The organism is Halobacillus massiliensis, from assembly GCF_900166625.1.
Lineage (GTDB): Bacteria > Bacillota > Bacilli > Bacillales > Halobacillaceae > Halobacillus_A > Halobacillus_A massiliensis.
In genome coordinates, this window is the sequence record NZ_LT800499.1 from 687,787 (window position 1) to 700,840 (window position 13,054).

Consider the following 13,054-nt stretch of genomic DNA (forward strand, 5'->3'; position numbering starts at 1 on the left):
GCTCATCGCCGTGAAAACCTTGGCAGCAATATGAAGCAGATGTTTCGTGCGATAAAACGACTAGTAGAAACTCATGATGATATTGAAGTCGTTTATCCCGTACACTTAAATCCGGCTGTACGGGAGACGGCGGATGAGATACTAGGAAAAGATGACAGAATTAAGCTGATTGAACCACTGGGTGTCATTGACTTTCATAATTTTGCTTCCCGTGCTCACTTGATTCTTACCGATTCTGGGGGTGTGCAGGAAGAAGCGCCTTCTCTGGGCGTGCCTGTACTTGTGCTTCGAAATACAACCGAAAGACCAGAAGGAATTGAAGCAGGAACGCTTAAACTCGCCGGAACGGACGAGGATCGTATCTATAATTTGGCTCACGAACTTTTATCTGATCAGGCTAAACATGCCGCCATGGCTCGTGCTTCCAATCCTTATGGAGATGGACAGGCTTCTAGGCGGATTGCAGAAGCGCTCCGCTTTTATTTTAAACAGCGGGAAGATAAACCCGAGCCTTTCAAAACAGAATAACAACAGCTGAATCAAGCTCTATTTTATAGAGCTTGATTTTTTTAATTTCAAGTCTTACCGTTCGCATTTTGCAATTCTTAAAACGGTTAACTTATCTTTGCATAACGCTGCTTCTCCTAACACACACTATTCAAAAAAGGAGACACGTTATGCGGTATAAAATCTCGGTTTTTCTGCTGCTGGCAGCTGTTCTAATGGGATTCAGCCAGCCTGATCCAGAGGAAGAACTTACGATTATTGTGGAACTAAAAGAGATGGATGTGTCTACCTTTAAAAAACAGGTGGAAGCCCGGCTGCCGCGTCTTGAAGTTGTGGCGGAATATGACACTATTTTTAATGGAGTGGCTGTAAAAGGCTTGCCCGGAGAGCTTGATAAAATGATACGCGTGCATAAAGGGATTCAGCCGTATCCTGTACAAATGTATAAAGCTCAAGCGGAGCCTCTTGCATATAAATCAGGTATAACGCTTACTACAGACTTCATCCGGCCAGACACAGAGTTTACCGGCCGAGGGGTGAAAGTAGGAGTGATTGATACAGGGATGGATTACAATCACCCTGATTTAAAAGTTAACTATCAGGGAGGCTTTGATGTCGTTGATTTTGATGATGATCCGATGGAAACGATGGAAGAAGGAGCTACTATTCACGGAACGCATGTAGCGGGAGTAATTGGGGCGGACGGCGATATGAAAGGGGTGGCTCCTGATGCGGAACTTTATGCGTACAGGGCGCTCGGTCCAGGCGGGATGGGTTCTTCAGTCCAGGTAATAGCTGCGATAGAGGAAGCGGTGGAAGATGGCATGGATGTTATAAACCTATCGCTCGGTAACGACGTGAATGGTCCGGACTGGCCGACGACAAAAGCGGTTGATAAAGCGATTGAGCTGGGGACGACAGTTGTAGTAGCTGCTGGAAACGCCGGGCCGAACCCATGGACAGTCGGTTCACCTGCTACTTCCCCGTCTGCCATAACGGTTGGTGCTGCTGCTCTTCCTTCTGAGAAGCCTTTATTAAAAATACCAGGAGAACGACGGGAGATTCCTGTCCTGCTCCTTCAGGGGTCCAGACCCTGGACTTTTACTAAAAAGATGCCGTTATTTAATGGTTCAAATGAAGACTTTTTTGGTGTGACAGGAAAAATTGTGTTGATGAGGCGGGGGGATACTTCCTTTGCTGAAAAAGCACAAACTGCTTACCAGCGTGGAGCAGAGGGAGTCATCATTATCAATAACAGTGATGAACCATTGTATGGATCGATGGAAGGACTGGACCTGCCGATTCCTGTGGCAGCGGTGACTAAAGAACAGGGAGAGTGGCTCATTGAAAAAGGAATCAACGAGGATCAGTGGCTTGAAACAGAGACTGAGGAAACGAATTACGATATTGCTCCATTCAGCTCACGTGGTCCGGTAACAGCCAACTGGAGTATGAAGCCGGATATCCTCGCACCAGGTGTCGATGTAATTAGTACAGTACCCGGAGGTTATCAGTCATTACAGGGAACGAGTATGGCATCACCGCATATTGCAGGCGTAGCAGCACTTCTGAAGCAAGCTTACCCTGAGTGGACTCCTCGAGAAATAAAACAGTCGATTATGAGCTCTGCCGAACTCTTACGAAAAGAGAATGGGGAGTTTTTGCCGACAGAGCAGGGTGCGGGTTACGTTAATCCGGAGGAGGCGCTGAGTCCTGAGGTTTGGATTAGCCCGGGGGCTCTTTCTTTTGGCAGGGTGGAGGATAACTTCTTTCGGAAAAAAGTAAGCGTGACAGTAAGAAATATGGGGAGCGGAACAAAGACGTTTCGATTTCCACAACCTAAGCAGCAGACAGGCTTGATGTGGCAGCTGCCGAAAAGTTTTACATTGTCCCCTGGAGAAGAAAAGGAAGTTCCTCTGGAAGTTCAAATGAATAAGTCGTTTGTTAAAAATGGAGTGCATCAAGGCTATTTGCGTATCGAAAGTGATAATAAGGATTATCACGTGCCGTATTTGTTTATGATGGAGACGGCAGATTATGAAAAAGTTTCGGGTCTGGAGCTATATAAGGATTGGGAGACCGACAGCGACTTATCCTATCGTTTTCATTTAACTGAAGAGGCAGATAGCGTATCGATTGATTTGTATAGGGCTGGAACGCTGCTTCATCAAGGCCGGCTTATGGAAATTAACGATCTGCAGGAAGGACTAAATGAAGGGGAAGTCGATCTCCGAATGGATGAAGATTTTTCCGGTCCATATATAGCTGTAGTGACTGTCGAAATTGACAGGGAAAAATTCACTTCAAACTTTCAAGTTCAGATGTAAAAACAGCCGCCAAACGCGGCTGTTTTTATTTTGAAAAATAGGGGGGGAGACACGAGGTTCCTAATTGTGACAAAAATGTGAGCAATCCGTGTCGGACAATTGTATTTTTCCTCACAAAAGATTGACATGAAAACACCCCTATTGTATTCTTACATAGTGTGGAATGATAAGGTTTTCATACTTACCTGCATCTCTTTTTTAATAATGAAAAGAGGGTGTCGAAATGAAACATTCACAGTCCCCTTTCCAGGCAATGGCTATTGTCAGTGTCATTTTGTCCCAGTTAGCAGGAGGAGCGATTGGTGGTGTTTTTTTAGGGAAATGGGTTGATAGCCAGTTTTCCACAGCTCCGTTATTTCTAATCATCGGACTGTTATTCGGAATCGGCAGCGGTACATACGGAACCATTCATTTAGTTCGATCGATAACGGGAGACGATTAACTTGGAAGAATATCAACAGATGATGACCCGTCAGCGAAAATGGATGTTCTACCTTCTAGCAATTCTCGTTCTAGGTTGGGGTCTTACACCCTGGCAACCGATTTTCCTCGGGCTTCTTTTAGGAAGCACCATAAGTTTCTATAACCTCTGGCTGATGCAAAAGAAAATTACAAAGTTTGGCGAGACCTCCACAACGGACAAGCCAAAAAGAGGTTTAGGAACGCTTACAAGAATGGCAACTGCAGCTTTAGCTGTAGTTATCACCCTACAATTTGAAGAACATTTCCATTTGATTTCAGTAGTTTTGGGCTTAATGACAGCCTATTTTGTCATTTTAATAGATTACCTTTTCAACAGATTAACATGATGGAAGAGAGGTGAGAAGGTTGAATCACGAATCACCGATGTGGGAACACGCGTTTGGGATTCCTTGGTTGAGTTTCAACTTATCTAATTTATTAATGATGTTTGTTGCTTCATTAATAGTTTTCATTCTAGGGGTAGCAGCAACAAGAAATATGCAGCGCAACCCGAAAGGTTTCCAAAACTTTATGGAATGGCTGATTGATTTTATCAAGGGCATTATCGGTTCAAATATGGATTGGCGAACTGGGCGTCTATTCTTACCTTTAGGGCTAACACTGTTTGCTTATATATTTGTATCAAATATGCTTGGAGTAATTACTAACGGAGTGGTAGGTCACACCTTGTGGTGGAAATCCCCTACAGCAGATCCGGGGATCACGCTTACGTTAGCCGTTATGGTGGTAGTGTTAACACACTATTACGGAGTGAAGTTAAAAGGTGGAGCGGAATACGGAAAAGGATTCGTTAGACCATTACCGTTTTTGTTTCCATTTAAAATTCTAGAGGAATTTTCCAATACATTAACTCTTGGGCTGCGTTTATATGGGAATATATATGCAGGGGAAATTCTTTTGTCTTTACTAGTTGGTATGGCTACAACAAGTTTCCTTGGATTCTTAGGAGCTACAGTACCAATGATTGCCTGGATGGGCTTTAGTACTTTCATTGGTTTCATTCAAGCGTTTATCTTTGTTATGTTGACAATGGTTTACATGTCTCACAAAGTGGCAGATGACCATTAATAAAAAAACATAAATTATTCTTAAAAAATAAGAGGAGGATTTTTCAATGGGTCTAATCGCAGCGGCAATAGCAGTAGGACTTGCAGCAGTAGGTGCAGGTATTGGTAACGGTTTAATCGTAGGGAGAACAGTAGAAGGTATCGCACGTCAACCAGAATTACGCGGTGTTCTTCAAACAACAATGTTTATTGGTGTCGCTCTAGTAGAGGCATTGCCGATTATAGGTGTTGTAATAGCATTTATCGTAATGGGTCAATAACTATACAAGAGCTAATAGCGAAGTTCATATTCGTGAATCTTCGCTTTTCCTTTATACCTTAACGGGGATAAAATACCCTGATGACTAAGATTAAAACTTCGGCAGGTGCCGAAGTTTCTAAAATGACTAGCTATATTTTCTGCTTTTTCTAAATGAGTAGCTATCTGGTTTTGTGGAAAGGAGTGACAACTGTGCTGGGATATACATCGAACTTTGTTCTCGGTGCTGGAGGATTTGCAGTGGGTGACATGATTGCTCAGCTGTTTTTCTTCATCATCCTTCTCGTTCTTTTAAGAAAGTTCGCCTGGGGACCTTTAATGAACATGATGAAAGAACGTGAAGATCATATTGCAAATGAAATAGAAACGGCTGAGAAAAGCCGTGAAGAAGCTGCTATACAACATAGGGAAGCAGCGGAAGAGTTGAAAAGAACGCGTCAAGACGCACAGAATATCATTGAGGATGCTCGCAATACGGCTGTCCAGCAGGAACGGAGCATTATTGAATCCGCCCGCAAGGAAGCAGAGCGTTTGAAATTATCTGCCCGTCAGGAAATTGAGCAAGAACGTGATAAAGCAGTACAAGTACTTAAAGATCAAGTGGCTTCTATGTCCGTAATGATTGCTTCTAAAGTGATTGAGAAAGAACTTTCGGAAAAAGATCAGCAGGAGCTTATCAATCAATATATTAACGAGGCAGGAGAAGAGCGATGAGTGGAACAATCATTGCAAAACGTTATGCTAACGCTCTTTTTCAAATCGGAGAGGAACAGTCTAAGTTAGATAAGATTGAATCCGAACTACGTGCCTTGCGTCAAATTTTCAAAGACAACAAACAGCTTGACAGCTTTCTAAAACACCCTCGCTTAAGTGTGGATGAGAAGAAACAGATGTTAAAAGGGACTCTTAAAGGATTTTCTAAAGAGACGATAAACACCATGATGTTGTTGATCGACCGCCACCGTGAGGAAATCATATCAGATATGGCCGACCATTTTATTTTGAAAATGAATGATATGAAGGGGATTGCAGATGCTACCGTGTATTCTGTCAGCCCTTTGTCGGACATCGAGAAAAAACGTATTTCAGACACGTTTGCACCAAAAGTAGGCAAACAGTCACTTAACCTGACAAATGTGATCGACCCATCTATTCTTGGAGGTATCCGTCTTCGTGTCGGAAATCGCATTTTTGATGGTTCTGTCAGTGGGAAGCTCAGCCGTATCGAACGTGAGCTGGTTTCTCCGAATTTTAGACGATAGGGGTGAAATGGCATGAGCATCAAAGCTGAAGAAATCAGTGCACTGATTAAGCAGCAAATTGAAAACTATGAATCAGATATTGAAGTCAACGATGTAGGTACAGTCATCGAAGTTGGGGACGGTATCGCACGTGCGCATGGCCTTGACAACGTCATGGCAGGGGAACTTGTTGAGTTCCAAAACGGTGTCATGGGACTTGCACAAAACTTGGAAGAAAGTAACGTTGGTCTTGTCATTCTTGGACCATTTACAGATATTAAAGAAGGCGACGAAGTTCGCCGTACTGGCCGTATCATGCAGATTCCTACAGGAGAAGGGATGCTGGGCCGTGTTGTAAACTCATTAGGGCAGCCGGTTGACGGTAAAGGACCTATTGAGTCAAATACGACTCGTCCGATTGAATCCCCGGCTCCGGGAGTTATGGATCGTAAATCAGTAGATGAGCCACTTCAAACAGGGATTAAAGCGATTGATGCCCTTGTTCCAATTGGCCGTGGACAGCGTGAACTTATTATCGGTGACCGTCAGACGGGTAAAACGTCTGTAGCGATCGATACAATCTTAAACCAGCATGACCAGGATATGATTTGTATTTATGTAGCCATTGGTCAAAAGGAATCAACAGTTCGTGGAACAGTGGAAACACTTCGCCGTCATGGCGCGTTGGATTACACGATTGTTGTAACAGCAAGTGCCTCTCAGCCGGCTCCGCTTTTATACCTTGCACCATATGCAGGTGTAACACTTGGTGAAGAGTTTATGTACAATGGCAAGCACGTGCTTGTTGTGTACGATGACCTTTCCAAGCAGGCAGCAGCTTATCGTGAGCTTTCCTTGCTTCTTCGCCGCCCGCCAGGCCGTGAAGCATTCCCAGGGGATGTATTCTACCTGCACTCCCGTTTACTTGAGCGTGCAGCCAAGCTTAGTGATGCAAAAGGCGGAGGCTCACTTACAGCTCTTCCTTTCGTAGAAACTCAAGCTGGTGATATTTCAGCTTATATTCCAACAAACGTAATTTCAATTACGGATGGACAGATTTTCCTTCAGTCTGACCTCTTCTTCTCAGGGGTACGTCCGGCGATCAATGCAGGACTTTCTGTATCCAGGGTTGGAGGATCGGCTCAGATTAAAGCTATGAAGAAAGTAGCAGGTACGCTTCGTCTTGACCTTGCCTCTTATCGTGAACTTGAAGCTTTCGCACAGTTTGGATCTGATCTGGATAAATCCACTCAGGCTAAACTAAACCGCGGGGCACGTACAGTAGAAGTACTCAAACAGGGGCTTCACCAGCCGCTAGCTGTTGAGAAACAGGTTATGATCATTTTTGCCCTTACAAAAGGACACTTAGATGATATTCCAGTTGAAGATGTTACTCGTTTCGAAACAGAGTTCCATACTTGGCTGGATAACAATCGTAAAGAACTTCTTCAGCAGATCCGTTCCACTGGAAAGTTAGCGGACGAGGAAGAAATGAAAGATGCTATTACAACATTTAAGAAATCTTTTGCAGTTTCTGAATAAGTAAAGCAAAAAGATCATGCCAGCTAGAAAGGATGGTGAAACAGCGTGGCATCCTTAAGAGATATTAAAGGTCGGATAAATTCTACGAAGAAAACGAAGCAGATTACAAAAGCAATGGAAATGGTTTCAGCTTCAAAATTGAACCGTGCCGAGCAAAATGCCCGTTCCTTCGTTCCTTATAGCGAGAAAATACAGGAAGTAGTGGCGAGTATAGCTTCAGGCGGCGGTAATGCCAGTCACCCCATGCTTGAAAACCGTGAGGTCAAACGGACAGGGTATCTTGTCATCACTTCTGACCGCGGCTTGGCGGGAGCTTATAACAGCAGTGTTCTGCGTAAAGTTTATCAGCAAATCCGCCAGCGTCATACCTCCACAGATGAATATACTGTGATTACTATGGGGCGAGTAGGCCGTGACTTTTTCCGCAAACGTAATATGCCTGTTGAGAAAGATATTACCGGCATTTCAGACCAGCCGGACTTCGCTGATATTAAAGATATTGCCTCGGAAACCGTTCAGCTTTTCATAGATGGTGAAATCGATCAGCTATACATTTACTATAATCATTTTGTCAGTGCTATGACTCAGGAAGTTACTGAGAAAAAAGCACTGCCGTTAACAGATATACAATCAGTTTCTAATGGTTCGACAAGCTCTTACGAATATGAGCCGAGCCAGGAAGAGATTCTCGAAGTATTACTTCCGCAATACGCCGAAAGCCTGATTTATGGCGCATTGCTTGATGGTAAAGCTAGTGAGCACGCGGCCCGTATGACAGCAATGAAGAGTGCGACGGATAATGCCGATGAATTAATTGGTGACCTTTCACTTTCCTATAACCGTGCCCGCCAAGCAGCCATTACCCAAGAAATTACAGAAATCGTCGGCGGTGCAGCTGCCCTCGAATAAAATTCTTGGATTTGTACGATAAGTAAGGAGGGAAATCGATGAGTAAAGGACGCGTAACCCAAATCATGGGACCCGTTGTCGACGTAACGTTCGATGACGGCAATCTCCCTGATATTAATAACGCATTAAAAGTTAGCTATTTTGCACAATCTGAAGATGAAGCAAGCGTTGATCTTACCCTGGAAGTTGCCCTTCACCTTGGAGACAACTCTGTCCGTACAGTAGCCATGTCTTCTACAGAAGGTGTCCAGCGTGGAACAGATGTATTCGATACAGGAGGACCGATCTCCGTACCAGTAGGAGACGTAACTCTTGGACGAGTATTCAGCGTACTTGGTGAAAAAATTGACCTGGACGATCCAATCCCTAGTGATGTCCGTCGTGATCCGATTCACCGTCTAGCTCCTAAGTTTGAAAACCTGGCAACAGAAACTGAAATTCTTGAAACAGGAATTAAAGTTGTAGATTTGCTTGCCCCTTATGTTAAAGGTGGTAAGATCGGTCTGTTCGGTGGTGCCGGTGTAGGTAAAACGGTATTAATTCAAGAGCTTATTAACAACATTGCCCAGGAACACGGCGGTATTTCCGTGTTTGCCGGTGTTGGAGAGCGTACTCGTGAAGGTAACGACCTTTATTACGAAATGAAAGATTCCGGTGTAATCACCAAGACAGCGATGGTATTCGGGCAAATGAACGAGCCGCCTGGAGCACGTATGCGTGTGGCTCTGACTGGTCTGACTATGGCTGAGTATTTCCGTGATGAGCAAGGACAGGACGTACTGTTCTTCATCGATAACATTTTCCGCTTCACCCAAGGCGGACTTGAGGTATCTGCCCTTCTTGGACGTATGCCATCTGCCGTAGGTTACCAGCCTACACTTGCAACAGAGATGGGTCAGCTTCAGGAACGTATCACATCTACAGATAAAGGTTCCGTAACATCGATTCAGGCGATCTACGTACCTGCCGATGACTACACAGACCCTGCACCGGCGACAACATTCGCCCACTTAGATGCAACGACTAACCTTGAGCGTAAGCTTTCTGAGCAAGGGATTTATCCTGCCGTGGATCCGCTGGCTTCTACGTCCCGTGCCCTTGATGCAGATATCGTGGGTGAGGAACACTATGAAATAGCACGTGAAGTGCAGCAGACACTTCAGCGTTATAAAGAATTACAGGATATTATTGCAATCTTAGGTATGGATGAGCTGTCTGATGAAGACAAACTGACCGTATCCCGTGCCCGTCGTGTGCAATTCTTCTTATCTCAGAACTTCCACGTTGCTGAACAGTTTACAGGTCAAAAAGGTTCTTACGTGCCTGTAGCTGAAACAGTAAAAGGATTCAAAGAGATTCTTGAAGGTAAGCATGATGATATCCCGGAGGATGCATTCCGACTTGTCGGCCGCATCGAGGAAGTCGTCGAAAAAGCAAAAGAAATGCAATAAGCATATCATTGCAAGTGTCACTCAGGCGTTCTTTTCGGACGCCTGACACAGGCGCTTATGATCTGCCTAAGGAGGAAATGCTATGAAAACACTAACGGTGAGTGTTGTCACTCCTGATGGCCCGGTATTAGAAGACGCCTATCAAATGGTTAGCTGTAAGGCGGAAAGCGGGGAACTCGGCGTCTTGCCTGGACATATCCCCATGGTCGCCCCTTTAACCATCAGCGCCGTTCGCCTTAAAAAAGAAGGAAGCTCCGAGCGCATCGCTGTAAGCGGCGGATTCCTCGAAGTCCGTCCAGATAAGGTGACTATCCTGGCGCAATCGGCAGAAAAGCCTTCCGAAATCGATGTTGACCGTGCAAGAAAAGCTAAGGAGCGTGCTGAGGCGCGTCTCGCTCAAAAACAATCTGACATCGACTTTAGAAGAGCCGAACTCGCCCTCAAACGAGCCATTAACCGTTTAGACGTCAAAGAAAATAATTTTTAAAACTGCTTTCGAAAGAAAGCAGTTTTTCTATATATTGAAATGTTAGTTCAGCTATTGTATAAACGAACAATGCAGGCCCCTGTGGAAAGTGTCACTATTCCCCGGGAAATAATAAATACTGCCTTATTTGAGTTTTTTTTGTCGAATGATAATGTTCACATATTTGTCACACATTTACAGGGATATGACCGTCTTTGTTCATTGACAAATAAACAGAAACATGTGATTCTTGAGTATGTGTGTTGAACTGGTAAACCACGTAAATGGGGTGGACCTTAATGGAACAATATTTTGTAGAAGAAGCGATTCTTAGCATGACGTCGCACATTATATTTATTATCATCACGTGGAAAGTACTTCAGGCTGTAAACCTGGATGCTTTTTTTAGAAAAGGACGTGTGTTTGAGATCCGGGTGTTAATGATTCTGATAACAATCGCGATCGCCACTTCGGTAAGCAGCTTCTTTATAGATTTAATCCGCTGGTCCAACAGCATCGCTTATCTTTTTTAAAAGAGAAAACCTGTCAAAAGTTGTCGTCAGATTACTCGTATGAAATTCTCTTTCAATGTTCAAACTTGTAGTTATACAAGGGAGAATGGGGAGAGATACATATGAAGTTTTTTTGGATTTGTTCAATTGTTGCTGTAGTCCTAGGGATAGGTGTTCATCCGCAGGGAACGGCTGAAGGCTGGAGCGAAGTTTCCCCGCTCATCGAAATGGCGGCTTTCGCTGAGGGTGAGCAGCTTGAGATTAGGGAATTAAATATCACTTTAAAAGAGACAATGAACATAAAAGATTTAGCAGCAGTTGAATCAGCAATTAGACATTACTTTCAATCCACTCATATTAGAGAAGAGAACAGCGCTGAAGCAAGCAAGCTTATCTTTACTGACGGTCATAAAAGAAACTCAGGTTTCGAAACATTTACCGTAATCGTGCCGAAAAATGACAGGAAGTCATTTGAGGTAGTTTACACGTCATCATCAGGGGGTACAGCACCACTAGCAGCGCAATTAATGGAACATCTGATCGATAGAGTGAAAGCCCATGTATTTACCGATAAAGTCTCTTTATATTCATACGTTAAAGCAGAGAAGAATGGTAATATGGATGAGGTTTTATTCTATCAGAAATTTAAGCAATCATTCAATATAGCAACAGTAGAGCAATCCATTGAAGACAGTTGGACCAGCAGATCCGGCTATACAACGAGATGGGGAGAGGCCATTGATTTACCGGGGGGCCCAATGAATATCCAGATAGGCACTCGAAATTTGGGCAACCGGACGGTCGTCACAATTGGCACACCCATCCTAACTGCTGAATATTAATAATAATGAATATGGACGCGGAGGAGAATGAACCTTGGAAAAAATCATCGTCCGTGGTGGAAGGCAGCTTAAAGGCACTGTAAAAGCTGAAGGTGCAAAGAATGCCGTACTGCCTGTCATCGCAGCAAGTATAATCGCAAGTGAAGGAAAAAGTGTTTTACATGACGTACCAGCTTTAGCTGACGTCTATACAATTAACGAAGTAATAAGACATATGAATGCGGATGTTCATATGGATGGTAGAACAGTAACAATTGATGCTTCTGGAGATTTAAAAACAGAAGCCCCAATAGAATATGTACGCAAAATGAGAGCTTCTGTGCTTGTATTGGGACCACTTTTAGCCCGGTATGGACACGCAAAAGTTGCCCTTCCCGGCGGCTGTGCAATCGGCTCTCGCCCCCTTGATCAGCACTTAAAAGGCTTTGAAGCTATGGGAGCTGAGATTACAGTTGGGAACGGTACTATTGAAGCAAATGTAGACGGTCGTCTGCAGGGCGCTAAGATTTATTTAGATGTACCCAGCGTAGGTGCTACTGAAAATATCATTATGGCAGCCGCACTAGCAGAAGGTAAGACGGTTCTTGAAAATTGTGCTAAAGAGCCAGAAATTGTAGACCTTGCCAATTACTTAAACAAAATGGGTGCCCGCATCGTTGGTGCAGGTACGGAAACTATTCGCATTGAGGGTGTCGACAAGCTTCGTGGCACTACTCATAACATTATTCCAGACCGGATCGAAGCAGGAACGTTTATGGTAGCAGCTGCAATTACTGGTGGTAATGTCCTTGTAAAAGGAGCTTTGCCAGAACATTTACGCCCAGTTATTTCGAAAATGGAAGAAATGGGTGTTGTGATCGAAGAAGAAGATGACGGGCTGAGGGTTATTGGACCGAAGCAGTTAAAATCCACTGACATTAAAACAATGCCTCACCCTGGTTTTCCAACAGATATGCAGTCCCAGATGATGGCTTTAATGTTAGGAGCAGAAGGAACCAGCGTTATTACAGAAACTGTTTTTGAAAACCGCTTCATGCATGTCGAAGAATTTCGCCGTATGAATGCAAAGATGAAAATCGAAGGCAACAGTGTGTTTATAAAAGGACCTGCTGATCTTCAAGGTGCTGAAGTACAGGCAACGGACTTACGTGCCGGAGCCGCTCTTATATTGGCAGGACTTATTGCCGAAGGGTATACTCGTGTCACAGAATTAAAGCATCTGGACAGAGGGTATGTAGAATTTGCTGAAAAACTTGCACACCTAGGCGCTGATATTGAGCGCGTCAATGAAGCCGAGTTTGCTGAAGAATTAGAACCTAGTGAATCTGTATCGACCTTATAACATCATTATATCCACGGCAATCCCCATTTAGTCATATGGGGATTGCTTTTTTTGTTCTATTAAAGGGTCCAACTGGATATATTTTTAGTAGAGAGGTCTACTAACG

15 protein-coding genes are annotated in these 13,054 nt (G+C 43.9%); all 15 read left to right on the forward strand.

Annotated features, from left to right (window positions below; all coding sequences use genetic code 11):
- Positions 1-528: non-hydrolyzing UDP-N-acetylglucosamine 2-epimerase (wecB, locus tag B7E06_RS03400; RefSeq protein WP_082232667.1), on the forward strand; the 528-nt coding region annotated here is incomplete at its 5' end.
- A 149-nt stretch (positions 529-677) separates the two neighbouring features.
- Positions 678-2,834, forward strand: coding sequence for a S8 family serine peptidase (locus tag B7E06_RS03405; RefSeq protein WP_082232668.1), 2,157 nt, complete (start codon positions 678-680; stop codon positions 2,832-2,834).
- A 223-nt stretch (positions 2,835-3,057) separates the two neighbouring features.
- The gene (locus B7E06_RS03410) at positions 3,058-3,276 is read left to right on the forward strand and encodes an AtpZ/AtpI family protein (protein WP_082232669.1); all 219 of its coding nucleotides are present in this window, start codon (positions 3,058-3,060) and stop codon (positions 3,274-3,276) included.
- 1 nt (position 3,277) lies between these two features.
- Positions 3,278-3,643, forward strand: a complete 366-nt coding sequence (locus B7E06_RS03415) for an ATP synthase subunit I (RefSeq protein WP_082232670.1) — start codon at positions 3,278-3,280, stop codon at positions 3,641-3,643.
- A 19-nt stretch (positions 3,644-3,662) separates the two neighbouring features.
- On the forward strand, positions 3,663-4,385 hold the full coding sequence (gene atpB, locus B7E06_RS03420; protein WP_082232671.1) for a F0F1 ATP synthase subunit A: 723 nt from the start codon (positions 3,663-3,665) through the stop codon (positions 4,383-4,385).
- Between the two features lie 46 nt (positions 4,386-4,431).
- On the forward strand, positions 4,432-4,644 hold the full coding sequence (atpE, locus tag B7E06_RS03425; RefSeq protein ID WP_035548636.1) for a F0F1 ATP synthase subunit C: 213 nt from the start codon (positions 4,432-4,434) through the stop codon (positions 4,642-4,644).
- Between the two features lie 152 nt (positions 4,645-4,796).
- Positions 4,797-5,357, forward strand: coding sequence for a F0F1 ATP synthase subunit B (gene atpF, locus B7E06_RS03430; protein ID WP_082232672.1), 561 nt, complete (start codon positions 4,797-4,799; stop codon positions 5,355-5,357).
- Positions 5,354-5,905, forward strand: a complete 552-nt coding sequence (locus B7E06_RS03435) for a F0F1 ATP synthase subunit delta (RefSeq protein ID WP_082232673.1) — start codon at positions 5,354-5,356, stop codon at positions 5,903-5,905. The genes atpF and B7E06_RS03435 overlap by 4 nt, the downstream gene beginning before the upstream one ends.
- A 12-nt stretch (positions 5,906-5,917) precedes the next feature.
- A complete protein-coding gene (gene atpA, locus B7E06_RS03440; RefSeq protein ID WP_082232674.1) occupies positions 5,918-7,426 on the forward strand; it encodes a F0F1 ATP synthase subunit alpha in 1,509 nt (502 codons plus the stop codon).
- A 45-nt stretch (positions 7,427-7,471) separates the two neighbouring features.
- The gene (gene atpG, locus B7E06_RS03445) at positions 7,472-8,335 is read left to right on the forward strand and encodes an ATP synthase F1 subunit gamma (RefSeq protein WP_082232675.1); all 864 of its coding nucleotides are present in this window, start codon (positions 7,472-7,474) and stop codon (positions 8,333-8,335) included.
- Between the two features lie 38 nt (positions 8,336-8,373).
- Entirely contained in the window at positions 8,374-9,786 is a 1,413-nt protein-coding gene (atpD, locus tag B7E06_RS03450; RefSeq protein WP_082232676.1) for a F0F1 ATP synthase subunit beta, read from the forward strand.
- 82 nt (positions 9,787-9,868) lie between these two features.
- Positions 9,869-10,273, forward strand: a complete 405-nt coding sequence (locus B7E06_RS03455; RefSeq protein ID WP_082232677.1) for a F0F1 ATP synthase subunit epsilon — start codon at positions 9,869-9,871, stop codon at positions 10,271-10,273.
- A gap of 278 nt (positions 10,274-10,551) precedes the next feature.
- Positions 10,552-10,785, forward strand: a complete 234-nt coding sequence (locus B7E06_RS03460; protein WP_082232678.1) for a DUF1146 family protein — start codon at positions 10,552-10,554, stop codon at positions 10,783-10,785.
- A 101-nt stretch (positions 10,786-10,886) separates the two neighbouring features.
- Positions 10,887-11,606, forward strand: coding sequence for a YwmB family TATA-box binding protein (locus B7E06_RS03465; protein WP_082232679.1), 720 nt, complete (start codon positions 10,887-10,889; stop codon positions 11,604-11,606).
- Positions 11,607-11,640: 34 nt separating this feature from the next.
- Positions 11,641-12,948 (forward strand): UDP-N-acetylglucosamine 1-carboxyvinyltransferase, encoded by a 1,308-nt coding sequence (murA, locus tag B7E06_RS03470; RefSeq protein WP_082232680.1) that lies wholly within the window; start codon positions 11,641-11,643, stop codon positions 12,946-12,948.
- Positions 12,949-13,054: the final 106 nt, after the last annotated feature.